Origin of the sequence: Promicromonospora sp. MS192 (assembly GCF_049532985.1) — a bacterium.
GTDB lineage: Bacteria > Actinomycetota > Actinomycetes > Actinomycetales > Cellulomonadaceae > Promicromonospora.
Genome location: NZ_CP186693.1, coordinates 2,087,796 through 2,112,117 on the forward strand (window position 1 = coordinate 2,087,796; position 24,322 = coordinate 2,112,117).

Below are 24,322 nucleotides of genomic sequence, written 5' to 3' on the forward strand. Positions count from 1 at the left end.
TTTTGGGCGAATTGTCCAGGCGGACGTTAGCGGTACGCCGGTTCGCTCGACAACTCCCCCGGTCACCGCCACACTCGTCGCAGCCGCACCCCCATCGCGCACCCACGACGACCACGAGGAGCACCCCCGTGACGCAAGGCAACAAGACGGCCGGCGTGGTCGGCCTCGGGTTCATGGGCGCGTCGCTCGCGGCGGCGCTGCGCCGCACCGGGGACTTCGAGCGCGTGGTCGGGTACGACAGCGAGCCGGACGCCGCCGGGCGCGCCCTGGACGCCGGCCTCGTCGACGAGGTGGCCGCCAGCGCCGCCGCCCTCGCCGCCGACGCGGACCTCCTGGTGCTGTGCACGCCCGTGCAGCGGATCATCATCTACCTCACCGAGCTCGGCGAGGTGCTGCGGCCGGGGACCGTCGTCCTGGACATCGGCTCCACCAAGCACGCGGTGACGGCCGCCATGGACCAGCTCCTGCCCGAGGGCGTGATCCCGCTCGGGGGCCACCCGATGACGGGTCCGGCCACCGCGGGCGTCACCGAGCCCGACGCCGTGGTCTACGACGGTCGTGTGTTCCTCCTGACCCCGACGCCGCGTACCGACCCGGCCGCGCTGCACTGGTGCACCGGTCTGCTGGAGCGCATCGGCGCACGGGTCGAGGTGCTGGACCCGGAGCGGCACGACCGCCTGGTCGCCGTCGTGAGCCACCTGCCCCGCATGCTCCCGGTGCCGCTGCTCGCCCTGGCCGCCGACGACCCGGACCCGCTCCTGACGCGGCTCCCGGCCGGCGGCTTCCGCGAGAGCACGCGCAAGGCGACCGAGAGCCTCGACATGTGGGTCGACGTGCTGGTGACCAACTCCGGTTACGTCGCGAGCACCCTGCGCGAGTACGCCCGCGCGGTCGAGGTGGTCGCCGACCAGGTGGCCGACGGCGACGAGGCCGCGCTGCGCGCCCTCCTGACCGACGCCGCGCAGCGCTGGAGGTCGCTCTTCGAGCAGCCCTGACCTGATCCGTCCCCGGCACCACCGATGCCCCCGCGACGAGCGGAGCGGGCGTGCAGAGTGAAGGCAGGAAGAGTTGACCACGATCTTCGTCTCGTACCGGCACGACGACACCCGCCAGGAGAGCGTCCGGTACCACGAGTACCTCCGATCGCTGAACCACGTCGTGTTCCTCGACGACGAGGCCATCCCGCCCGGCGCCGACTTCCCGCCCGTGCTGTGGGAGAGCATCCGGCGGTCCGACGTCGTGCTGGCCCTCATCGGGCCGCGCTGGGCGGCGGGCGGCCGCATCACCGCACCGGACGACTACGTGCGCCGGGAGGTGGAGCTCGCGCTCGACCTGGGCAAGAAGGTGATCCCGGTGCTGGTCGACGGCGCGGCCGTGCCCCGGGCCGAGGACCTCCCGCCCTCCCTGGCCCGCCTCGCCCACCTCAACGCCGAGACCGCGAGCGGTCCCGGCCTCGCGTGGCTCGGCGCCGCGATCGAGGAGGCGACGAGCGACGGCGCCTGGGACGGCCCGTCGGTCCACCTCGCGAACCGCGTGCGGGCCCTGCTCGGTGCCGCGGGCCTGGCGACGTCGGCGATCCGGTCGGCCGGCGTGGCCGGACCGTGGTTCGTGGCGAGCGGGTCACCCGGATCCGGCGGCTGGCACCGGCCCGGGGACGACAACGGCGGCGCGGTCCTGGTCGCCTGCACCACGAGCGAACCGCGGGTCGCGGACCTCACCGGGCTGCCGGCGGCCGCGGAGGCCGCCGGCGCCGGGCGCGCCGTACTGGTGGTGGACGACCGCACGGACCCCGACGCGCTCCGGTCGCTGCCGCCCGTGCCCGGCACCCGGGTGCTGACCCTGCACGACCTCGTGCGCACGCTGGCACCGCTCGACCCCTACGTCACCTGGCTGCGCGAGACCTACGGCGCGAGCATCGCCCGGGTGGCCGACTCGTTCGTCGACCTGTCCGCGGCCAAGTCAGAGCGGCAGGCCGACGGCGCGGAGATCGCCCGCTCGGCGCGCTCCTCGCTGAGCACCACCGTGGACAAGTGGCGGCGTGACCGCAGCGGCACCCAGCTCGCGCTGCTGGGCGACTTCGGCAGCGGCAAGAGCTGGTTCTGCCTGGAGCTCGCCCACGAGCAGCTCGGCCGGCTCGACGCCGACCGCGTCCTTGCCGAGACCCGGCTGCCGGTCCTGGTACCGCTCCGGGAGGTGCCGCCGCCGAAGCAGGACGCCGCCGGACGGTCGGACTGGTCGGCGCTGGGCTTCTTCGAGGGCTTCTGCGCGCGGCACGGCATCCCGCGGCCCGTGGCCGCCGTGCTGGAGGAGCTGAACGACCAGGGCCTGCTGCTCCTGCTGTGCGACGGCTTCGACGAGATGCCCCGCGCCGCCGACGAGACCGTCAAGGAGGCCTTCGACCGGCTCCGCACGCTCGCCGGGCGCGAGAGCAAGATGGTCGTCACCTCCCGGATCAACTCGTTCCGCGACGTGGACGAGGAGGCCGGGGCGATCCTCGGCGACCCGGCGCGGCGCTTCGACATCCTGTACCTGCGCGACTTCAGCCGCTCCCAGATCCTGGACCTGGTCAAGGCCCGCCACCCCGCCGACTGGCCGAGCCGGTGGACCGTCATCGAGGGCACCTACGGGCTGCTCGACCTGGTCCGGCGGCCGTTCGTGCTGAACATGGTGCTGGAGATCCTCCCGGCCCTGCGCGGCCGGGGACGCACCCGCGCCACGCTCGCCGCGCTGTACGAGGAGTACACGCGCCGGTGGATCGAGGAGATCGGCGGCGGCCGCCCCCGCGCCGTCGGCCCCGCGGACCGCAAGCGCCTCATGCAGCGCCTCGCGTGGAACATGTTCGTGCGCGACACGCTCGAGGTGCTGCCCGAGGACGTGACCGCGCTGGTGGCGGCCGAGAACCTGGTGCGGCTGCCCGGGTTCCAGGAGGCCGTCGAGGCCGACCTGACCACCCAGACCTACCTGCTGCGCGACGCGCAGGGACGCTACCGCTTCGCCCACAAGTCGTTCCTGGAGTACTTCGTCGCCGACCACGTGGTCACCGAGCTGGCGGAGAGCCGGTTCGACGTGCTGGCCGCCCGGACGCTGTCCCCGGAGATCGTCGCGTTCCTGGCGGACATGGACCTCGACCCGCAACGCCTGTACGACCACCTCGACCACGTGCGGGCGCACGGCGACGACGGGTACACGGCCGGCAACGTGCTGTCGCTGCTGCACGTGCACCGCTTTACTCTCAAGAACGGCAACTTCTCCGGGCTCGTCATCAGGAACGCCGACGTCTCCGGCGGCAATCTCGAGCGTGCGCGGTTCACCGGATCCGTGCTGGAGTCCCTGAACGTCACCGACGCCCGGCTGGTCCGGGCCGACTTCACCGACGCGCGGTTCGTGGACCTCATCCTCGGTGTTCGGTCTCCGGCCAAGGGCGTCGCGACAGGCCCGGGTGACGAGCGCGCAGCGACGCTCTTCGACAACGTCGTCCTCTTGGACCCGCAGGGGCGGTCGCGTGCCCGCCTGCGCGGTCCCAAGGACTCCCTCACGAGCGTGGAGATCAGCCGGGACGGTCGACTGGTCGCGGCAGGCAGCTTCGACCGCACCGTCTCGGTGTGGCGCGTCCCGGCGCCGGCCACCACCCGCACCCTGGTGCCACCCGCCCACGACCCCGTCCGTGTACTGGCGGGGCACACGGCCACCGTCTACGACGTCGCCTTCGACCCGGCGGGCGACTACATCTACACGGCGGGCAGCGACTGCACGGTCAAGGCCTGGTCGCTGACCGACGGAGCAGAACGCTGGTCGTCGCGCACGCACGAGAAGACGGTCTACTCGATCGCCGCGGCTCCCGACGGGACCCGGCTCGCGACGGGCAGCTTCGACGACACGGTCGGCCTGTGGCGGCTGCGGCGCGACCCGATCGACGGCCCCCAGCCGACCGGTGTCGACCGCCTGCACGGTCACGAGGCTCTGGTCAACGGTGTGGCGTGGAGTCCCGACGGCCGGACCGTGGCCTCAGCCAGCAACGACGGGACCGTCCGCCTCTGGGACGGAGGCACCGGCGCGGCCCGCGTGGTGCTGACAGGACACGAGACGATCGTGTGGACCGTAGCGTTCAGCCACGACGGTCGGCTGCTCGCCAGCGGCGACTCCGACGGCGTCATCCGCCTCTGGGAACTGCCGCCCGACGGCGGTCGCTCCGCCCTGCTGCGCGTCGTCCAGGCGCACACCGCGGCCGTCTGGAAGCTGGCGTTCGGCTCCGCCGACGACGTACTGCTGACCGGCAGCTTCGACCGCACCGTGAAGGCCTGGGGCACCGCCGGATGGACGGAGGAGAGCAGCCTGGACCTGTCGGCGGACCGGAACCAGAAGATCGACTGCCGGTGGATGAAGATCACCGGCGCACGCGGCCTGAGCCCTCTGCAGGAGAAGTTCCTGCAGGACAAGGGTGCGCGCCGTTGACGCGGACGCACCTGGGCCCATCCGGAACAACACGAGGAGGACCCGTGGCCATCGGCTATCTCGGCCCCGAGGGGACGTTCACGCACGCAGCCGCCCGGCAGCTCTGCCCGGGCGGCGACCTGACACCGCTGGCCACGCAGGCCCAGGCGATCGCGCGGGTGGAGGACGGCACGCTGGAGGGTGCCGTCGTGCCCGTGGACAACACCGTCAACGGCGTCGTGCTGCCCACCTGGGACGCGCTCCTGGGCACCACACGGAGCCGGATCGTGGGCGACACGCTCGTCCGGGTGACGTTCGACGCGTATGCGCTGTCGGCCGACGTCGTCCCCGAGGTCGTGGTCTCGCACCCGCACGCGCTGGCGCAGTGTGCGGGCTACGTCGCGTCGCTCGGCGTGCCCACGCGCGCGGCGTCGTCGACGGCGGAGGCGTGCGCCTCGCTCGCGCCCGGCGAGATCGCGATCGCCGCGCCCGTCTGCGCCGAGCTCTACCCCGTGGCGACCATCGCCACCCGGGTCGAGGACGCGGCCGGCGCCACCACGCACTTCGGCCTGGTGGCACGCGAGGACCGCACGCCCGGTACCGAACGGTGGACCAGCCTCTTTGCCGCGCTGCCCGCACGGAACGAGCCAGGCAGCCTCGCAGCGCTGCTGGCGCCGTTCGCCGACCTGGGGTGCAACCTGGAGAACATCGTCGCGCGACCCGTGCGCGGGACCTCCGACTACGTCTTCCTGCTGTTCGTGGCCGACGTCGACGCGGAGCGCGAGGGGAAGCTCACCGAGATGCTCGGGTCGCACTCGACGGCGGTGTCGCTGCTCGGGCGGCTGGAGCAGACCAAGCCGTCCGGGCCGGCCGGTACCCCAGGTATCCCCGCGCGGCTGGTCCGCACGGGAGCCTGACGTGCCCGCACCACCCGGGCACGTGCCCGCTTCGACGCTCCGCCAGCGATTTCCGACGAGTCGCTGTGTGGCCGACCCGACCGGCTGACCGCGCCGGCCCGACGACGCACCGTGTCCCCGCCCCGCCGTCGGGCGGGGACACGGAGGCACAACTAGTCGACGAGGTCGCCGAGGAAACCGGAGACGCCGTCGTACGCCCAGACCAGGCCTTCACCGACGCGGATCTCGTCCGTCCTTGACGTCATGTCGGGGATCGGGTGGTCGACGTCGAACTCGAATCCGGTCAGTGTCTTGAACACCGAGCGCCAACGGCCCCGTACCGGATCGCCGTGGAGCATGCCCACCGCGCTCTCGGGGTACGGCAGCGTGCCGATCGCTGCTCCGATGGCCCAGCTGCCGATCGCCTGCTTCATCTCCGCGCTGTGGTAGTCGGTGTACTGCGCTCGCGCGATGATGTTGCCGAGCCCGGCCACCGTGGAGATGGTGCCCAGCGCACCCCCTATCCCGGCCGCGGGCGCCCCGACACCGATAGGCGGCACCCAGGAGAGCCAGAAGCTGACGCCGCCGGTCGCCGCGCTGACGTTGTCGGTGACGTAGGCCCAGTCCCTGGGGTTGCTGACGTCCTTGGGGATCAGGCCCAACGGATCGGCGGAGTCCCCCGAGTCCTCGGGCGCGGGGTGGGTCAGCGCGTAGACGAAGTCGGTGACGGCGAGGTTCACCGCGTGCAGCCAGGCACGGTTCGCCGCATCGGCTGCTCCGCTGGCGTCCTGTCCTGCGGCGACGGCATCCGCGTAGGCGGCCGTCGCCGACGCGCGGGCCGACCACGCATGAGCTGTTGCTCGCCCAGCGGACCGCAGTGCCCGCCAGACCGAACGGTCCGCCGCGACGCTGGCCTCACGCGCGGCAGCGGCAGCCGTCTTGGCGGTGGTGGCCGACTCCTGGGCGGCCGTGGCCGAACGCGCAGCGAGGTTGGCGAGCCGCTGGGCTTCCGCCTTCGCCACCTGGGCGGCCTCATAGGAGTCGCTCGCCCGCCGAGCCCACTGCTGCGCCTCCTCCTGGGCGTCGTTGGCGATCCTGGCAGCCTCGACCGCCTTGGCGGCGTCACGCATGGCCATGTTGGCGAGGTCCGCGGCTCGGTTGATCGACGCCCTGATCGCGTTGACGTGGGTCTCGCGGTCGTGGTCGAGCAGCGCCGCCTGGAACTGCAGGCTCGTGACAAATCGCCGCCGTGAGTCATGGGTCCCCTCGAGGGCGACCTCGGCGGCGGCCTGGGTATACATCCCACCGGTGTCAAGGATCCGGAAGGTCTCTGCCGTGTCGTCGGCGCGGACGGCCTCGGGCAGGTCCGTGGTGAAGAACGTCTTGAACGCCCCTGCCGATCCATCGTTCAGCGCAGCTTCGGCGGCTTCCTGGACGGCCGGCCCGGGCGAGGTCCCGAGGATCTGGAGGACCCTCGCCCGGTTGTCCTCGGCAGCAGCGTGCACCACGCCCTGCTCGATGAAGGCGCGTGCTTCCTCCGGGTTGTCGCTCTGAAGCACGGTCAGCGCGGCAGACCGGACTGCGTCAGTCGACGCCTCGCCGATGCTGGCGACGGTCATCCGGTCGTCGTGGAACTGAGCAACGCCCCGGTCCACAGAGACCCAATTGATCACGTCCTCGTCAGTGCCCGCGAGCGCGTACTCCGCGGCGGCCCGCGTCCAGGCCGCGGGGCTGGCCGTGGGATCGACGATCTTCACCATGGCCTCGCGCGCCGTCCGTATCGCCTCGTCGACGGAGCCGCCCTGGAGCGCGCTCTCGGCGGCTGTGATCAGCGCCAGCACGTCCTCCGAGTACTGGGACTGCCAAGTCTGCTCGCGTCGTGCGAGCTCGAGCACCTCCGCCTCCACCCGCGCGTTGACACGTGCGATCGTGATGGCCGCTTCCTTGTCGACAGCGAGACGTGCCACCTCCGCCTCGCGTGCCGCGGCCTCCACCGTGCGCGCCTCCTCGACGGCCTCCAGGGCCGCCGTCGCCGCCTGGACGGCGGCGTCGGCCGCGGCCTGTGACCGCTGCGCGAACTGTGCCGCGTCCCAGGCCCGGTCTGCAGCCTCCCGCGCTGCGGCAGCCGCTGCCTGGCAGTGCTCCCCTGCGGACCGTGCGCGGACCCGCGCCTCCCGTGCCGCAGTCCTGGCACGGTTCGCAAGGCTCTGCGCGGTGTCCGCCGCGCGCTCAGCCAGGCTGGCTGCGGCATCCGCCTCGGCGGCCGCCTGTCGCGCCTCGGCGACCTCCGCCTGAGCGGCTCCGGCCGCCTCGGCGGCCCTCGCCGACGCGTAGGCCGCGTCGGCCGCGTTGGAAGCTGCGCGCGCTGCCGCGGCACCGGCCGTGCTGGCCTCCCCCGCCGCTATCTCTGCGGCGTTCGCCGCAGCTTCCGCGACCGGCATCATGGCAGCCCATGCCGCCGCCTTGTCGGCGGCAGCCCGCGCGGCCGCCGCCTGGCTCCGGTCCGCGGACGCCGCGATCGCCGCCCGGTACGCGTTGGCCGCCGCCTGACCCGCCGACGCCGCGTAGGCCGCCGCTGACTGGGCGGCACCCGCGGCACGTCTGGCCGCCGACTGCGCGGTCCGGGATGCGCCGACCGCGATCGACGAGGCCTCGGCGGCACCGCGGGCGGCCTTGGCCGCCTTCGTCGCGGCGCGCGCCGCCGCTCGTACGTCGGCCTCGGCGGCCTCTGCCTCTGCCCTGGCCTCGAGTGCCGCGGCCTTGGTCGCTGCCGCGGCTTCTTCCGCCTTCTCCGACATCAGGACCGCATGCTTGGTGTACCGAGCGGCACGCTTCTGCTCGTCCTTGACGATCCCCACGAGGTGGGCGATCGTGGCGGCCTCCTCGTCGAACGCCCGGGCGATGTGCTGCCCGGAATCGAGGAACCCCCGGATCGCCCCCGGCGAGCCGTCGGTCAAGGCACGTTCGGCATAGACCTCCACCTGCGGTGAGGCGCCGGACAGGATGGTGAACACCTGGGCACGGTCGTCCTCGTCCTGCGCCGTGTACTGGCCGACGTCGAGGAACTCCCGCAGCGCATCACTGGAGCCGTTCTCCAGTGCCTCGGCAGCCCGGCGCGCGACGACCGTCCCGCCTACGTCGAGCACCGCGAGCACCATGGCCCGGAGATCCTCGTGCACGGCGGTCGCGAAGCCACCCGTCAGGAACGCCGACACCGCCGAGTCACCGGCCTCAAGCGCGTCGCCGATCGCAGCGCGAGTCACCCGGCCCGAGTAGTCCAGGGCCGAGAACATCGCGGCCCGATTGTCCTCGGCCCGCGCGACGGGCAACCCTTCGGCGAGGAACGCGGTGACGTCGGCCGCGGACCCCGTCAGGGCGGCCGCGGCACCGGCCCGGACCAGCCGGCCGCCCGTCTTGTACGCCCACACGACCCGGCCCCGTTCGGTGTCGGGGAGCCCGGAGTCAGCGGGCAGAGTGTCCAACGTCGCGCCGTACGCGGCACGAGCCGTCGCGGTGCACGTGGGCAGCGAGCCGACGACCGCGATCCCCGCGAACAGGGTGAGCGCCTGCCGCCGGTTCATCGGCAGCGCGCCGCCGTTCATCGCGTCACCCGGATCTCGAGGAGCGTGAAGTCCGCGCCGCCCGACTCCGAGTCGGAGGACCCGATCGCCTCCCAGTCGTTCGCACCGAGGTCGTAGACCTGCTCGTCCCCGGCCTCCGACGTCAGCTCGAGATGGGTGCTGGTGGCACTGTTGGTGCGCACGCCGTTGGCCCTCGCGATGGCGACGGTGAGCCATCCCGAGTCGCCGGTGGTCCGGAAGCACTTGTAGCCGTCGCCATACGTGCTGATCCGCAGCACGTCCTCCGTCGCGCAGTCCGCGACGACGATGTGCCCGTCTCCGCGCTTGACCTCGAAGCCATACTCGGCGAGTACGCGATCGGCACCGGGGTAGTTGAAGTCCTCCACCGCGGACGGCGGCAGCTCGTCGGCCGCGATCCCCGTCTGGGTGGCGTCGGCGTTCGCCGAGAAGGCGAACAGCGCTCCCACCGCCACCGCGCCGGCGGCCAGCATCCCGAGCGCGGCCCGCGGCACGGACCGGTTCATCGTGACGTTCATTCGTCTCTCCTTGCAGGTCAAAGAGGCAGGTCAAAGAGGTCTGGGTCCGGGTGGTGCGGCGGAGGCTGGGTCACGCCGCACCACCCGGGGTCAGGGGTGGGCCTACCAGCGCCCGTTGAACAGGCCGGTGCCGACCTGGATGTTCTTGAATCCGGTGCTGGTGACGGTCTTGCTGTACGTCAGCGTGATCTTCCCGGTGGCGCCGACGGCGATCTCCGGGTTGACGTAGAAGCTGCTGTCAGCGCTGGGCGTCGCCGTCATCGCCGGGAGCGTGCTGGCGGTCGCGCCGTCCGCGGTGAAGCCCTGGACGAGCACGTCGCCGCTGGCACGCATCGCCAGGACCACACGGCGCTGGCCGTCGACGCCCACCCTCGGCTGTGCCGCGCGGAGCGACGACAGCGTGACCGGCCCCGGCGTACCGCCCGCGGTGAACGACCGGAACGCCACCTGGTCGGTCCCGTTCTCGTTGGTGTGCCAGGCCACGGCGAAGTGCCCGTCGTAGTTGGCCGCGATGCTCACGTCCCGCTGCACGCCCGTCCGGTTGGTGTTGACCACGTAGCCGGGCAGCACCTCGGCCCCGCTCGGCGCGAAGCCACGCACCGCCACGTCCACGTCGCCGTTCGCGTTGTAGTCCCGGTCCCAGGCGACGATCGCGTTGCCGTTCGCCCCCATGGCGACGTCGGGGTTGCGGCTGCTGCCGTTGGTGCTGACCTGCTTGTCCCACGCCATGCCGGAGCCCACGCTGTTGAAGTAGGCCACCCGGACGGTGTTCGTCTCCGTGGTCGTGAAGGACCCGTACTCGTACGCGACGGCGAAGCCGAGCCCGTCGGGGTCGATGGCGATCCGCGGCGTGATCATCTGCCGGGTCATGGCGGAGTTGACGTCCTGGTCGCCGTTCTGGGTACCGGCGGAGTCGAACGACTTCACCCGCGCCTCGGACGTCCCGTCCCCGTCGTAGTCGGCCATGAAGGCCACGATCGCGGTGCCGTCGTTCCGGATGCCGACGTCGGGGTGCCGGAACCTCCAGTTCGTCGGCTGGTCGTAGACCGTGACGGCCTTCGTGAACTTGGTGACGCCGTTCTGGTACACCTTCAACCAGACCCGGGCGTGCAGGTCGTCGGCCGGGTCCGCGCCGTCGTCCCCGGTCCACACCACCGCCGTCCAGGTGCCGTTGTGCGAGACGGCGACCGAGGAGTTGTTCTGGTGGACGGTGGAGGTGCTGTGCGCGGCCGACCACGTGACCGGGTAGTGGTTCGCCACCAGGTCCAGGGCCCAGGCACGCACGTCGGTGACCATCGTGGCCACGGCCCCGGTCCGCGTCTCGGCGGGGTCCGCGCCGAAGCACCCGGCCTGCCAGGACCGGGTGCTCACCGCGACCAGCGATGTCTCCCCGGACACGGTGCGCAGCACCGGGCCGCCGGCGTCCCCGGCGCAGACCGCAGCGCCGGCCTGCCCGGTCAGCGCGACGTCGCCGCCGGTCACGGAGTCGACGGCGAACTGCCCGGACTTCAGGTGCAGCGGCGCCCACTCGGTGGCCGTGCGCCCGTAGCCGAGCGTGGTGAACGTGTTGCCCGCCGCGGGCGCCGTCACGCCGAGGGTCACGGGCGCCACGCCCGCCACGGGCGTCTCCAGCCGGGCCATCATCAGGTCACGGGACTCGTGCGGCACCAGCTCGACCACCGTGCGGACGGCGCCGGTCGTCGTGGTCAGGTCCGCGCGTCCGACGGTCGCCGTCACCGGCTGCGCCGGCTTGCCCGACGGCGGGTCGCCGGCGCCGGGCGTCGCCTCGAAGCAGCTCGCGGCCGTCAGCACCCAGCCCGGTGAGACCAGCGCACCGCTGCAGGCCCGGGCGCTGTCACCGGTCCCGATCTCCAGCCGGACGGCGAACCCGTGGTCCGCATCGGCGCCGACGACCGCGCCCGCCGGCGCCGCGGCCGTCACGGCCAGCGCGAGCGCGGACGCCACCACCGTCGCCGTCCTGAACGTCTTCCTCAACCGGTGCGCGACACCAGCACCCGGCCCGCGCGCGGGAATCTTCGGTCTCATTGTCTTCCTCGGTCCCGGGGAACCCGCTGCGGACACGTCCGAGCAGGCACGATGCCGACGCATCGCCGGAGCAGAGGATGCACGGGGCGACGGGCGGTGCGTTGCAGCAACCTGCAACGCACGCGCCACGAACCGGGACGACGGCGCGGCCGACCGGGTGAAGTTTCGCCGGGCCCCGCGTCCCGCCGCGGTGCGCCGTCAGCCGCCGAGCGGCCCGATACCCAGGCGCTCGCGCAGGCGCACCCCGGCCACGAACCGGTTGGGTGCCTCCAGCATGCTCAGGACCAGGGCGATCTCCGTGCGCACGGTCCGCACGCTCACCCCGAGCTTCCGGGAGATCTCCTCGTCCGAGGAGCTGGTCAGCATCAGCGCGATGACGCGACGCTGCCGTACGGTCAGGTCGGCCAGAGCCGCGGTCTCGCCGTCGCAGGGATACATGCCGCTGACCACCGCGTCCCAGTACCCGCGGGCCGCCGCCAGGCACGCTTGGTCCTCGACGTCGATCACGGTCCTCTTGCCGCCGATGCTCGGCCCTTCCAGGAGCACGCTGCGCCGGTCGATGATCTTCAGCTGGACCGGCGCATAGCTGAAGAAGTACGCCGAGGGATCCTCCGCGGCCAGCATGAGCCGAACGTCGGGATCGAGGCCCGAACGGTGCCACACACTGATCATCCGCAGCCCGCGCTCCATGTGGTACGCGTTGTTCGGCAGACTGACCGAGAGCTGCTCGACCGTCCCGGAGCTGCGGATCGACTCCAGGACCCGCCAGGTCCCCGCCCCCTTGGCCATCGCCAGGTTGATCTCCTGCGGACCGCGCCCGAGGAACCGCGCGGCGACCCGCTGGCCCCGCTCCATCGCGTCCACCACCCTGGACCGTTCCACCTCCAGGCGCGTCAGCGCATCGATCACCCGAACGCGAAGGTCGCGCTCGAACCCGTCCTCGTGGGCGAACGCCGAGAAGTCCAGGTTCAGGGACTCGGGTACCTCTCCACCCGCACCCGTTGCCGCGACGACACCCATCATGCATCTCCCTCGACATCGGCCGGGAAGGGAAGCTCCTCCCACGGTCACCACGGACACCGCCACCATTATCGGCGGCCGCGGTGACCCGCCACAGCAAAAAACCGGCGGCCACCAGGAACCTGTTCGCGGACCGGACACCCCGCGTTGTCGTGACGTTATCGCAGTGGTCGACGGCCCGTACCGTTGCGCCCCTAGGTTTCGAGCGTGCTGACCCGTGGCGTCCTCGGAAGCGTGCTGGTCCTGCTCGGCGGGCTGGTGGTCTCCCCGCTGCCGCGGTCCGTACCGATCCTGGGCGGCGAGCAGCTCGCCGTCCTGCGTGAGCACACCGCCGGGCGGATGGTGGGGCTGGCCGTCGTCCTGGTCGGTCTCGGCCTGCTCGCCCACGCCTGGCTGGCCCTGTGCCGCTCCGTCGCCGGCGCCGGTGACGGAGCGGCACAGGACGTCGCCCTCGGCCTGGTCCGGCGGGCCGCGCTGCTGTGGTCCGTGCCGCTGCTGCCCGCTCCCCCGCTCTTCTCCCGCGACGGCTGGTCGTACGCCGCGCAGGGGATGCTGGTCCAGGTCGGGGTGTCGCCGTACGAGCACGGCCCGGGGGTGCTGACCGGCCCGATCGTCGAGGCCGTGGACCCTCGCTGGATGGCCACGCCCGCACCCTACGGCCCGCTGCCGCTGATCTTCGGGGACCTGGGCGCCGGTCTCACCGGCAACCCGTGGGCGCTCGTGGTGGGCCACCGGATGGTGGCCCTGATCGGCCTGGTCCTGCTGGCCTGGGCCGTGCCGCGGATGGCCGCGTGGACCGGTGCCGGCCCCGCGCTCGCCTCCGCCGTCGTGCTCACCTCGCCGCTGATGATCGCCAACGGCGTCGGCGGGCTGCACAACGACCTGCTCATGGTGGGCCTGATGGCCGCGGCGCTCGTGGCCGCCGTCGAGCGCGGATGGGTGGCCGGGGCCGTGCTCGGGGGCCTGGCCGCGGCCGTGAAGCTGCCCGGCGGGCTGATCTGCGTGCTCGTGGTCCTGGTCTCGCTCCCTGCCGGAGCCCTCCTCGTGGACCGGTTGCGCCGCACGGCGCTCGTCGCGGCGGTGTCGGTGGGTGCCCTGGTGGGCACCGGCCTGCTGTGGGGCCTCGGCGTCGGCTGGGTCGACGCGCTCGGCGTGCCCGCGAGCATCGACACGCTGCTCTCGGCGCCCACGCAGGTGGGACGGGTGCTGGACTGGGCGTCCGCGACGCTCGGGACCGGCCTGCAGCCGACCGCGTTCCGGGACCTGGTCCGGACGCTCGCGATGGTCGCGCTCGTCGCGCTGGCCGGCTGGACGGTGCTGCGCCGGCCCACCGGTGACCCACCAGGCGCGGTGCGTGGCGCCGCCGTGCTCGTGGGCGCCACGCTCCTGCTCAGCCCCGTGGTGCACCTCTGGTACCTGCTCTGGCTCGTGCCGTTCCTCGCGGCGCTCCGGCTGGGGCGTGCGGGCACCGCCGCGCTCGTCGCCGTCTGCGTGCTCGCCGGTCTCGTGGCGCCGCTGGACTCCTCGCTGCATGGGGCCTACCTGGCCGTCGTGGGCGGCGCGCTCACCGTCGCGGCCCTGGTGGCCGTGCTCCTGCTCACCCGGCACGGCCGCGAGCGGGTGCGCACCATCGCCGAGGCCGGCCTGGTCAAGGTCCCGTGACCGGCGCTCTCGCACGGTTCCTCGCAGACCCGCGCCGCGCGGCGGTCGGTGCCGCCGTCCTCGCGGCGCTGCTGCTCTCGGGCACCGTGCTGCTCACCGACCCGCCCTACGTCACCGGGGACGAGCCCCCGCACACGGACTACGCCTACCAGGTGTGGCACGGCGAGCTGCCCGTCTTCGAGGAGGGGCTGGAGCTGCGGCCCGACGGCGCCCGCCTGGCCCCCGTCCAGTGGACGGCTCAGCACCCGCCGCTCTACTACGTGCTCGTCGCACCGCTCGTCGGTCCCCTGGCCGACGCCGGGCACCCAGTGGCAGCGGTCTACGCCGCGCGGGCCGTGAACACGCTGCTGGCGGGACTGTTCGTGCTCGTGGCCTGGTGGAGCGCGGGCCGGATCTGCCACCCCGGGAGCGTGCTGCCCCGGCTGGTGGCCCTGGTGGCCGCCCTGGCGGCCGCGGTCGCGCACGCGGGCGGGAACGCCTTCAACGACCTGGTCGCCGCCCTCTGCGTGACCACCATGTTCGGGGTGGGCGCGACGGCGATCCGGCGCGGGCCCGGTACGCGGCTCGTCATCCTGCTGTGCCTGCTGGCCGCGGCCTGCTCGCTGTCCCGGCTGTCGGCCGCGATCATCGCGACGGTGATCACGGCGTTCGTCGTGCTGGCGGGGTCGGTCCGGGCCGCCCAGGGCCGCGGACGGTGGGCCCCGGTCGTGGGCCTCGCCGTCGGCGCCCCGGCCACGGTGCTGGCCGCCGCGGGCTGGTTCTACGCGCGCAACCTGGCCCTGACCGGGAACATCCAGGGGTCGCACTTCGACTGGGCACTGGCCAACCAGGTCCGGGAGGTGCGGCCCGTGTGGGAGGTGGTGCTCGACCCGGTCATCTGGGCGCGGCTGCCCGACCTCTTCTGGTGGGCCGGCCGCGTGCCCCCGGCCACGCCCTACTCGGCGACGACCCTCACGCTCACCACGCTGCTGCTCCTGTGGACCCCGCTGGTCATCGCGCTGCTGCCCCACGTGGCCCCGGTGCTGCGGCGGCTCCGCGGCGGGGCGCTCGCCGGCCGCACCGCACCGGCCCCGCGAGCCGTCCTCCCGGAGGTCGACGGCGCCGTGCCCGCCCACCCTGTGCCCACCCACCCTGTGCCCACCCACCCCGTGCCCGCCCACCCCGTGCCCGCCGGCGCCGCCCACGTCGAGCGGCCCGTGGACCGGCTGCTCGTCACGCTGCTCCCCTGGGCCGCCGTGGCCGTCTCCGTGTCGGTGCAGGTGCTGTACACGGCCGCCAGCGGGGGCGCGTACCCGCGCTACCTGCTCCCCGTGGCGCTCCCGATCTTCCTCGGCGTGGCCGCCGGGCTCGCCCGGCACCCCCGGATCCTCGTGCCGCTCTGGGGCGCGGTCGCGACGGCGGACCTGGTGAGCTGGCTGGTCGCGGAGCTGACCACGCCGCCCCAGCCGGGGCTCTACGGGGAGCCGACGGTGCTCGCGGCCGTCGTCGGCGGGCTGGCCGTCTGCGGCTCCGTCGTCGCGATCCGGGCCGTCGTGCGCACGATCCCGCCCGCATCCGGGTAGGATGCCGTTCATGCTTCCGGCGCTCGCGCGCCGGCGGGATCCGAATGAGACAGCGGATCGAGACGCCCTCACCCTTCCACACGGTGAGGGCGTCTTGTCGTCGAGGCGAGCGGCGTCAGCGCCCCGGTCCGGTCAGGTGTTGGTCACCTCCCACACCTCGACGGTGCCCACCCGGACGCCGAAGTCGATCCGGTCCATCGCCATGGACCGGCCGTTGATCTGGTCCGAGGCCAGCACGAAGGAACGCTCGGCCGTCGCGGCGACGCCGTGCAGGTCCGGCGCCTCGCCGAGCGTCGCGGGCAGCACCGTCTCGTCGGCGAGGTCGTCCGCGGCGCGGAACCGGCAGATGTCACAGGGCCGCGAGCTGGTGCCCCTGCTCCGGGGCGGGGCACCCACGGTGTGATCCGGCACGAGGTCGTCCGGCACGGTCTCCTCAGATCGGCTCGCACCCGGTCAGCGCGCCGCCGACCTCGGCGAACCTGGGCACGGGAGCCACCCGACGGCGGGAAGTCTTGCAGCATCGTAAGAACTCCCGGTCCGCGCCCCCGCAGGTTCTTACGCCCCTGTCACACCTCGGCCGCCCGGCCCGGGGCGTGGCTACCGTCCGGAACGGCGCCGCCTCGAAGACCCACCAGACCCGGACACACACCAGAGGAGACACTTCATGGCACGGACCCTTGACGACACCTTCGCGGCGATCGACGCACTGGACGCCGACGGCTTCGTCGCAGGACTCAGCACCGACGTCGTCCTCACCTTCGGCAACGCGCCGGCGGCAACGGGCCACGAAGAGGTGCGCGCGGCCTGCGCGCAGCTCTGGCAGACGATCGGCGGAGTCCGGCACCGCGTGCAGGACCTCTGGCACCCGGAGCCCGACGTGACCGTCGCGTACATCCAGGTCGACTACACGCGGCTCGACGGGACCGTCGTGACGGTCCCGTGCGTGGACATCCTGCGCTGGAAGGGCGACGTGGTCGCCGACTGGCGGATCGTCATCGACGTCGCACCCGTCTTCGCCCCGGCCGAGGAGACCGCCGAGGTCTGACGCCGGGCCGCCTGCCCCGGTCCCACCGGCGGGCGGAAGGCTCCCGGCCGCTGCGCCGAAGGCCTTCCGCCCGGCGGTCCCCCCGTCGGGTCAGGGATGCACGACGATCTTGCCGTGGGTGTGCCGCCCCGCCTGCCGGGCCACGGCGTCACGGACCCGCTCGATCGGGAAGGACTCCGCGATCGGCACCGTGACCGTGCCGGCGAGGATCGCGTCGGTGATCCGCTCGAGGGCGCGAGGGTCGGCGGCGTGGGCGCCCGTGGCGTGCACGCCGGCCGGCGTCGGGCCGCCCGCGACCGACGAGATCCGGTCCGGCGGCACGCCGAGCATCAGAGCCGCATCGACGGTCTCGGTACCGAACAGGTCGATCGCCGCCGAGATCCCGCCCGGGGCCAGCGCAGTCGCCCGGTCGGCGAGGCCGGGACCGTACGCCGCGGGTACCACGCCCAGCCTCTGCAGGAAGCCGAAGGTCCCGGGAGAGGCTGTACCGAGCACCGTCGCCCCCCGGAGCCTGGCCATCTGAGCCGCCAGGACACCCACGCCGCCCGCGGCGCCACCGATCAGGACGGTGTCACCGGGGCGCAGACGGACCGCGTCCACGGCAGCGACGGCGGTCAGACCAGGTGTGGGCAGCGCGGCGGCCGTGTCGTCACCGATGCCCTCCGGGGTGTGGAGCAGCACGTCGGGGGCAGGCAGCGGGACCGGGAGGACCAGGTGGTCGGCAGCGGCACGGGCCAGGACCCCGCCGTACACGCGGTCTCCCACCGCGAACCCCACGACGCCCGGCCCGACCTCGTCGACCACCCCGGCGAGGTCGCACCCGAACCCGCTCGGGGTCGGGACGCCGAACGCCGCTGCCAGGCCGGGCGCCGACGCGAGCTGCCAGTCCAGCGGGTTGAGCCCGACGGCCCGGACCCTGACGCGCACCTCGCCACGACGCGCGTGCGGTTCCGCGACGTCGCGCACGTGGAGCACCTCGGGACCACCGAATCCCTCCCGGACGACGGCGCGGCTCATGCGACGCTCCGGGCGTCGCCGACGAGCGCTCCCCCGATCAACCTGCCGTACATCCGCACCGACAGGCGCCGGGGCATGAGGTACCTGCTCATGAGGTCCGCGACGTTGTTGACGACGCCCGGGACCACGTGGGCGCGCCTGCCGAGCCCGTCCAGGGCAGCGCGGACCACCCGGGACGGGTCCATCTTGTGGCCCACGAGCCTGTCGAAGTCGATCCCGGGGGTGTTGTCCAGGCCCTCGGTCCGCGTCTGACCGGGAGACAGCACGAGCACGTCGACTCCGTCCCGCTTGAGCTCGTGGTTCAGCGCCTGCCCGAGCGACGACACATAGGCCTTCACGGCCGCGAAGTTGGCCTGGTACGGCACCGGGACCGCCGCGATCATCGACGACAGCAGCACGACGGCGCCGCGGCCACGGCGGACGAAGTCCTGTCCGAAGCCGTGGGCGAGCTGCAGGGTCACCGTGCCGTTCAGCGTGAGCACGTCGAGCTCGTCGGCCAGCGAGTGCTCCGTGAGGACGCCCGGTACCGACGTACCGGCGTTCGCCACGACCATGCCGACGTCCAGGTCGGCGACGGCGGCCCGCAGCTCCGCCACCGCACCGTCGTCGAGGAGGTCGAGCACCACGACCCTGCTGGCGGTGCCGTGCCGGTCGGCGAGCTCGGCGGCCAGCGCCGCGAGGCGGTCGCGGCGACGGGCCACCAGCACCAGGTCGAGCCCGGCGGCGGCCAGCTGGCGGGCGAACTCCGCCCCGATGCCCGAGGACGCCCCGGTCACGACAGCGTACGAGCCGTACGCACGAAGGTCTTTCATCTCGTCTCCCGTCCTGGGCGGTGCCCCGTGGCACACGCCGTCCTGCCCGCCCGGCCTGCGGCTGCCGAGCCGTGCCACCGACTTCCGTGCGAGCGTTCCAGAATTAACGTAGGACTTCTTGGACGAGCAGTCAAGATGTCGTAGCCTGTGCCCATGGCGAGGACGGGACGACCGCGCGGGTTCGACACGGCGGTGGCGGTGGACCGTGCGCGCGGCATCTTCTGGGCGTCGGGCTACGGGGGCACGTCCATCCAGGACCTGGTGGACGGCCTCGACGTGGAGCGCGGCAGCCTCTACGCGGCGTTCGGCGACAAGCGGCTGCTCTACCTCGAAGCCGTGAAGCTGTACTGGGCGGAGTACGAACGAGCCCTGGAGACCGCACTGGCCAGCGTGCCGCTGCTGCCCGCCCTGCGCGAGCTCCTGGTCATGCCGGCGCAGCTCGGCGGCGCGGCCGACGATCCCGGCGCTCCTCACGGGTGCATGATGGGCAACACCGCGGTCGAGCTCGTGCCGTACGACGCGGAGGCGACGGCGATCGTCAGGCGGTCGTTCGGCCGGTTCGTGCAGCACGTGTCGGACGCTCTGCGCGCCGCCCAGAGCCGTGGCGAGGTGACCACGGCGTCCACCCCCGAGGCGCAGGCGCAGCTCCTTCTCGTCCTGGCCGAAGGAACGTCGCTGCTCGCGCGCACGGGTACGGATCCCGCACTTGCCAGCGCAGCGATCGACGCGGCGCTCAGCGGGCTGCGCGGAACCAGCCCCGACGGTCCCTGACGCCGGCATCACGCCCGGCGTCAGGGACAGGCCGAGCCTGAGACGCCGGCGTCAGGCCCACCGGGAGAAGAAGCCGTGCAGCGCCTCGAGCAGCAGCTCCGGCTGCTCGTCGGGGATGAAGTGGCCGGAGCCGCTGATGCGGACCCCCGTGACGTCGGCGGCGATCGGGCGCAGGGCCGCCGCCATGTCCGGGATCGAGCCCTGCTCACCCGAGACGGCCAGCAGCGGGACGCGGACCTGCCCGCGCTCCGCGAGCTCGCGGTTCTGCGCGGCGGACAGCGTGATCGCGCGGTAGTACGCGAGGACGGCCCGCAGACCGCCGTCGGCGGCCAGGAGCCGCGCATAACGAGCCACGTCCTGCTCGCCGAACGTCCCGGGGACGGCCGACTTGCGGGTGAGGAACCACTCCACGTACTCGCGCTCCCGGCCGGCGATGAGCGTCTCGGGAAGGTCGGGCACGGCATGGAACGCGAAGTGGGCGAGCTTGGCCGCCCGCTCGTCGAGCGGAACGGCCTCCGGGAGGCTCACGCCGGGGATCCCCGCGTCCATCAGCACGACGCCGAGGAGCGCGGTCCCGTCGCCGCGCAGCGCGTAGGGGGCGGCGACCCACGCGCCCACGTCGTGCGCCACGAGCCAGTAGCGCGTCAGGCCGAGCTCGTGCACGGCCGACCGGATGCGCGACGCGACCGTCCCGGTGTCGTAGCCGTCGACCGGGCGGCCGGAGTGGCCCTGGCCCGGCAGGTCGAAGGCGATGACGCGGTACGTCCGGACCAGGTCGGTCATGACCTTGTGCCACGCGTACCAGGTCTGCGGGAAGCCGGCGAGCAGCACGATCGCGGGCGCCGCCGGGTCTCCCCCGTCCACGAGGTGCAGCCGCACTCCCTCGACGTCGAGCGTCCGGTGCCGGAACCCGGGCACGTCGTCATGGGGCACATCAGCCACGGTGGTCGGCGTCGGGGACGCGCCGGACGCCGCCGCCTCCGGGACCGCAGAGGGCGTTCGTAGAGTCGTCACGAACACACGGTAGCCATCTTGAACCGATTGGTCCAACATGTATCGGACGCGCCGCACCCGGCGCGGACGGCCCGCCAGAGAGGACCCGACCATGGTCGGCAGGAAGCAGTTCGACGTCGACGCCGCGCTTGAGCAGGCGATGCTCACCTTCTGGCGCCAGGGCTACGCCGAGACGTCCCTCGGGGACCTCACCACCGCCACCGGGCTCAACCGCAGCTCGCTCTACGCCACGTTCGGCGACAAGAGCCAGCTCTTCCTGAGCTGCCTGGAGCGGTACGCGCAGCGCTACGGCGAGCGGTACGACCGCGCGCTGGCGACCGCTGCCGACAGCCCTCTCGACGCGGTGGCCAGGTTCTACGACGTCACGCTCGACCGCATCGCCGATCCAGCCCTGCCCACCGGCTGCCTCGTGGCGCAGTCCACGATGGCGGCCCCCGCCCTTCCCCCGGGGATGGCGCGGCGCACCGCACAGGCCCTGGGCGCACAGCGTGACCGCCTGCGCGCAGCCCTCGCGCACACGCGGCTCGACCCCCAGGAGGCGGACCGGCTCGCCCTGCACCTGGCGGCGGTCAACCAGTCGCTGGCCGTGCTGAGCCGCGCGGACGTGCCCACCCGGCAGCTGCGGTCCGTCGCCGACGTCGCCGTCGCCACCCTGGCCCATGCCCTTGACGCCGCCGGGCAGAGGTAGGCCCCTCGGCGACGACGCCGCCGAGGGGCCTCCGCGATCACCGTGCGCGCTCAGCAGTGCGTCAATACAGGATGGACGCCTGCTCGCGCGGCCACGCCAGGGTGGCGTAGATCTGCACCATGGCCGCCTGCTCCAGCAGCTCGGTGTGCTCGTCCCCGGCGTTGAACAGCCCGGTCGTGCGTTCCCGCTCGGTGCGCCACTGGTGGTCGGCGTAGTCCGCCATGGCGGTGCGGTAGGTCGTGCCGCCGGTCACGGACTCCAGCAGCAGGAGGTTCTTGAACCAGATGGAGTTGAAGAACATCGGCTGGCCGTCCAGCCGCCCCTCGGTGACGTAGTAGCGGTAGGACGCCGCCGCGATCGCCTTGGCCTTGTCCAGGTACCGCTCGTCGCCGGTCGCCTCGTACAGCAGCGTGTAGGTACCCACCGGGACGCCCTGGTTGTACGACCACTGCGTGCGGTCGACGGACCCGTCGAGCTTGATGTTGTCCCAGTAGAGGCCGTTCGGCGCCAGCAGGTGCTCGTCGGTCCACCCCACCATCCGCAGCGCCCAGTCGAGGTAGTGCCGCTCCCCCGTGATCATGTACAGCCGGGTGGCGAGCTGGGCGCCGGGCATCGTGGAGACGGTGTTCCGGTCGGTGCTCCACGTGGCCTGGGTCCAGAACACGCCTCCGGGCGCCGGGTGGGACGGATCGGTGTCCCACCCCGAGACGACGAGCTCGAAGATCTCCTCGGCGCGTGCCAGTGCCGCCTCGTCGCCGGTCGCCAGGTGCTGCTGCACCTTGGCGAGCGCGACCCACTCGTTGTCGTCGTAGAACATGTCGCCGCCACCACCGTACGGGGCGCGAGGGTACGAGTCGTAGCCGGGCAGCCCGGTGGTGCCGCCGTCGGCGTTCCAGAAGTGCTCCTGCCCGCGGGCGACGTCCGCGAGGTCGTCCTCGAACGACCGCCCCAGCGGCCCGGGCAGCCCGGTGAGGTCGAGCGTCGCGACGTGCGCCTGGGAGTGCGGCCACTCGAACGAGTAGGTGCGGTCCTCGGCACCGCTCGGGTACCGCTCGCGGTAGAGGCCGGTGCCGTCGTCCGCGGCCATGTACTCCTGCATCGCGTCGTACGACGCGACGGCCCGCTGCACCTGCGTGCGCTGCGACGTCGCGGCGGCGTCCTGCGCGCCGGCAGGGGTCGCCGCCCCCAGCGCGCAGGCCACCGCGACGACCGTGGCGGCAGCTCTGGTGAACCTCATCGTTCGCTCCTTCGTTCGGTGGTGCTCGGTCGTTCGGTGGTGCTCGGCCTGCCGGTGGTGCTCGGCACGAGCCCCACATCCCCGCAGCGGTGAATGTCAGCGCTGTCATCCCGACGTACGGACATCCACGTGCTCAGTTCCCTGTGCCACACCGGGAGCCCCGGCGATGCCGTCGGCCACGTGCTCGGCCACGGACGGTGCGGTGGTCGGACGCAGCCCCGCGAAGTCTTCTTCGACCCGGTCCTGAGAACGCCCTCGCCAACCGGCCGCCAGCCTAGGCGCCCTGACCTGCCCGGTCAACGACACCACCTGGCCGGCGGCCCCCGAGGCGCTACGGGGCGGGCGCGTCGGCCCCCACCTGGCAGGCGAGGCAGAGCAGCGTCGACTCGACGACACCGCGGCGCACGAACCGCTGCCCCAGCTCGACGGCGAACTCGTCGCACTCCGGACACGTCCAGGGTCCGTTCGCGCCCTCGTGCACCGACGTGATGATGTCGTTCCACCCGTAGCTCACGGCGGGGACTCTATCGGCAGGTGACCCGGGAGCCGGTCTGAGCGAGCGCCCCCTTCCCGGTCGAGATCGCGGACGCTAGCCTTGCTCAATCGGTCTAGCACAGTCGCCCGACCGTGAGTGTGCACCGTTCCCGCGCCGTCGAAGGAGACCCGCATGCGCGCATCACACCGTCGCGTCCACCCTCGAACCCGGCCCCTGGCAGCAGTGCTGGCCGCCGTCCTCGTGCTGGGCGGGGCCACCGCGGCACGAGCCGCCGAACCCCCGACGGCGGACCGGAGCGCCCGGCACGAGGTCCTGGGCGTCACACCCGTGACGGAGGTGGGTTCGTTCGGCCAGCAGGTGACCAAGGTCGTCGTCGAGTACCCGACGAGGGTCGACGGCAGGAGGCTCTCCCCGTCGGCGTTCCGTGTGGAGGACTCCGGGTACAACTTCCGCTTCGACCCGGCGTCCGAGCTCGGGAACCTCGTGGACCGGCGGATCGCCGACGTCTACACGACGGACGACCCCGCGCGGCTGCTCGACACCGACCGGCCCCGCCGGCCCGGGCGCTACGTGGTGCTCGAGCTGGCCGACGACCCGAACGGCGGCTGGACCGTCATCACCTCGCTGTGCCCCACGTTCCTGTGCTCGGTGCGCGTCAACCCCGACCAGCTCACCCAGGTCACCCAGCTGGCGGACGTCATGGGCCCGCGCGGCACCGTGGTCTCGGCCGCCGCGCCGCAGACCGCGCACCGGATCACCGAGGAGCCGATCGACCGCGAGGTCGACCAGTTCCGCAGCGGGTCGCTGGAGACCGAGACCGGTGAGCTCCTCTACGACTACCGCCTGCCCGACCGCTACGACCCGCGCAAGCGGTACCCGCTCGTCGTCGCGCTGCCCGGCCACGGCATGGGCTACGACGGGCAGAACCGCGGCGTCCAGCTCGCCTCGGACATGCTCGCCCTGGCGTGGAACCAGCGCGAGTGGACCAGGACGCACGAGGACGTGATCGTCGTCGCCCCGCAGAACCGGCGCGTCGGCAAGACCGTCGAGGGCGCGCAGGTCGTCGAGCTGGTCGAGGACCTCACGTCCCGCCTCGCGGTGGACCGACGGCGCGTGTACGCGACCTCGGTCTCGTACGGCTCACAGCTCATGTGGGAGGCGTTCTCGACGCGACCGGACCTGTTCGCCGGCGGACTGCTCACCGGAGGCTTCCCCGCGGACGCCGACGAGCTCGCGCCGATCGCGGCGGCCGAGGTACCGATGTGGATCACCCACGGCACCGGTGACCACCTGCTGCCGGTCGCGAACGCGCGGGCGTCGTACGACCGTCTCGTCGCGGCGTACGAGGCCCGCGGGCTGAGCCAGAAGCGCATCGCCCACCTCGCCCGGTGGACCGAGTACGGCGACGACGCGTTCTCGCTGCCGGACCGGCACCTCGCCGCCGCTCCGACGCTGGAGGACCCGGAGACGCTCCAGTGGTTGCTCGCCCAGCGCAAGCGGTCGTGACG

General features: G+C 73.0%; 19 protein-coding genes. 9 read left to right on the forward strand and 10 right to left on the reverse strand.

The annotated features are described in order from the left end of the window. The first annotated feature begins 128 nt into the window (after positions 1-128). The 3 genes from ACO229_RS09425 to ACO229_RS09435 all read left to right on the forward strand — a co-directional run bounded on the left by ACO229_RS09425 (position 129) and on the right by ACO229_RS09435 (position 5,348). Entirely contained in the window at positions 129-995 is an 867-nt protein-coding gene (locus ACO229_RS09425; protein ID WP_423464683.1) for a prephenate dehydrogenase, read from the forward strand. Between the two features lie 73 nt (positions 996-1,068). Then, on the forward strand, positions 1,069-4,452 hold the full coding sequence (locus ACO229_RS09430) for a TIR domain-containing protein (protein ID WP_423464685.1): 3,384 nt from the start codon (positions 1,069-1,071) through the stop codon (positions 4,450-4,452). A 44-nt stretch (positions 4,453-4,496) separates the two neighbouring features. After that, positions 4,497-5,348, forward strand: a complete 852-nt coding sequence (locus ACO229_RS09435; RefSeq protein WP_423464686.1) for a prephenate dehydratase — start codon at positions 4,497-4,499, stop codon at positions 5,346-5,348. 152 nt (positions 5,349-5,500) lie between these two features. Here ACO229_RS09435 and ACO229_RS09440 read toward each other — a convergent pair whose 3' ends face one another. The 4 genes from ACO229_RS09440 to ACO229_RS09455 form a co-directional block, all read right to left on the reverse strand. Next, on the reverse strand, positions 5,501-8,929 hold the full coding sequence (locus tag ACO229_RS09440) for an ALF repeat-containing protein (RefSeq protein ID WP_423464687.1): 3,429 nt from the start codon (positions 8,927-8,929) through the stop codon (positions 5,501-5,503). Continuing rightward, positions 8,926-9,444 (reverse strand): hypothetical protein, encoded by a 519-nt coding sequence (locus ACO229_RS09445; protein ID WP_423464688.1) that lies wholly within the window; start codon positions 9,442-9,444, stop codon positions 8,926-8,928. The genes ACO229_RS09440 and ACO229_RS09445 overlap by 4 nt, the downstream gene beginning before the upstream one ends. Positions 9,445-9,546: 102 nt before the next feature. After that, positions 9,547-11,490, reverse strand: coding sequence for a S1 family peptidase (locus tag ACO229_RS09450; RefSeq protein ID WP_423464689.1), 1,944 nt, complete (start codon positions 11,488-11,490; stop codon positions 9,547-9,549). A 198-nt stretch (positions 11,491-11,688) separates the two neighbouring features. Continuing rightward, the gene (locus tag ACO229_RS09455) at positions 11,689-12,513 is read right to left on the reverse strand and encodes a sigma factor-like helix-turn-helix DNA-binding protein (RefSeq protein WP_423464690.1); all 825 of its coding nucleotides are present in this window, start codon (positions 12,511-12,513) and stop codon (positions 11,689-11,691) included. A 204-nt stretch (positions 12,514-12,717) separates the two neighbouring features. On the opposite strand from ACO229_RS09455, the gene mptB reads away from it, so the two are divergent. Together mptB and ACO229_RS09465 are read left to right on the forward strand one after the other, a co-directional pair. Continuing rightward, on the forward strand, positions 12,718-14,172 hold the full coding sequence (gene mptB, locus ACO229_RS09460) for a polyprenol phosphomannose-dependent alpha 1,6 mannosyltransferase MptB (protein ID WP_423464691.1): 1,455 nt from the start codon (positions 12,718-12,720) through the stop codon (positions 14,170-14,172). Next, positions 14,169-15,734: a hypothetical protein gene (locus ACO229_RS09465; RefSeq protein WP_423464692.1), complete on the forward strand. Its 1,566-nt coding sequence runs from the start codon at positions 14,169-14,171 to the stop codon at positions 15,732-15,734. The genes mptB and ACO229_RS09465 overlap by 4 nt, the downstream gene beginning before the upstream one ends. Before the next feature lie 132 nt (positions 15,735-15,866). Here the strand turns inward: ACO229_RS09465 and ACO229_RS09470 are convergent, their stop codons facing one another. After that, positions 15,867-16,160 (reverse strand): hypothetical protein, encoded by a 294-nt coding sequence (locus ACO229_RS09470; RefSeq protein ID WP_423464693.1) that lies wholly within the window; start codon positions 16,158-16,160, stop codon positions 15,867-15,869. Positions 16,161-16,398: 238 nt separating this feature from the next. On the opposite strand from ACO229_RS09470, the gene ACO229_RS09475 reads away from it, so the two are divergent. Continuing rightward, a complete protein-coding gene (locus ACO229_RS09475) occupies positions 16,399-16,779 on the forward strand; it encodes a nuclear transport factor 2 family protein (protein ID WP_423464694.1) in 381 nt (126 codons plus the stop codon). Between the two features lie 90 nt (positions 16,780-16,869). Here the strand turns inward: ACO229_RS09475 and ACO229_RS09480 are convergent, their stop codons facing one another. Further along, entirely contained in the window at positions 16,870-17,796 is a 927-nt protein-coding gene (locus ACO229_RS09480; protein ID WP_423464695.1) for an NADP-dependent oxidoreductase, read from the reverse strand. Beyond that, the gene (locus ACO229_RS09485; RefSeq protein ID WP_423464696.1) at positions 17,793-18,608 is read right to left on the reverse strand and encodes an SDR family NAD(P)-dependent oxidoreductase; all 816 of its coding nucleotides are present in this window, start codon (positions 18,606-18,608) and stop codon (positions 17,793-17,795) included. Before ACO229_RS09485 ends, ACO229_RS09480 begins: the two co-directional genes overlap by 4 nt. A 153-nt stretch (positions 18,609-18,761) precedes the next feature. On the opposite strand from ACO229_RS09485, the gene ACO229_RS09490 reads away from it, so the two are divergent. After that, positions 18,762-19,379 (forward strand): TetR/AcrR family transcriptional regulator, encoded by a 618-nt coding sequence (locus ACO229_RS09490; RefSeq protein ID WP_423464697.1) that lies wholly within the window; start codon positions 18,762-18,764, stop codon positions 19,377-19,379. A 51-nt stretch (positions 19,380-19,430) separates the two neighbouring features. Here ACO229_RS09490 and ACO229_RS09495 read toward each other — a convergent pair whose 3' ends face one another. After that, positions 19,431-20,393, reverse strand: a complete 963-nt coding sequence (locus tag ACO229_RS09495; protein WP_423464699.1) for an alpha/beta fold hydrolase — start codon at positions 20,391-20,393, stop codon at positions 19,431-19,433. A 91-nt stretch (positions 20,394-20,484) separates the two neighbouring features. Here ACO229_RS09495 and ACO229_RS09500 point away from each other — a divergent pair, with 91 nt between their 5' ends. Continuing rightward, positions 20,485-21,081: a TetR/AcrR family transcriptional regulator gene (locus ACO229_RS09500; protein ID WP_397430218.1), complete on the forward strand. Its 597-nt coding sequence runs from the start codon at positions 20,485-20,487 to the stop codon at positions 21,079-21,081. 61 nt (positions 21,082-21,142) lie between these two features. On the opposite strand, the gene ACO229_RS09505 is transcribed toward ACO229_RS09500, so the two are convergent. Further along, positions 21,143-22,318, reverse strand: a complete 1,176-nt coding sequence (locus ACO229_RS09505) for a glycoside hydrolase family 76 protein (protein WP_423464700.1) — start codon at positions 22,316-22,318, stop codon at positions 21,143-21,145. A gap of 331 nt (positions 22,319-22,649) precedes the next feature. Then, complete coding sequence (locus tag ACO229_RS09510; RefSeq protein ID WP_423464701.1) at positions 22,650-22,832, reverse strand: hypothetical protein; 183 nt, start codon at positions 22,830-22,832, stop codon at positions 22,650-22,652. Between the two features lie 153 nt (positions 22,833-22,985). On the opposite strand from ACO229_RS09510, the gene ACO229_RS09515 reads away from it, so the two are divergent. Then, the gene (locus tag ACO229_RS09515) at positions 22,986-24,320 is read left to right on the forward strand and encodes a hypothetical protein (RefSeq protein ID WP_423464702.1); all 1,335 of its coding nucleotides are present in this window, start codon (positions 22,986-22,988) and stop codon (positions 24,318-24,320) included. The last annotated feature ends 2 nt before the right edge of the window (positions 24,321-24,322 follow it).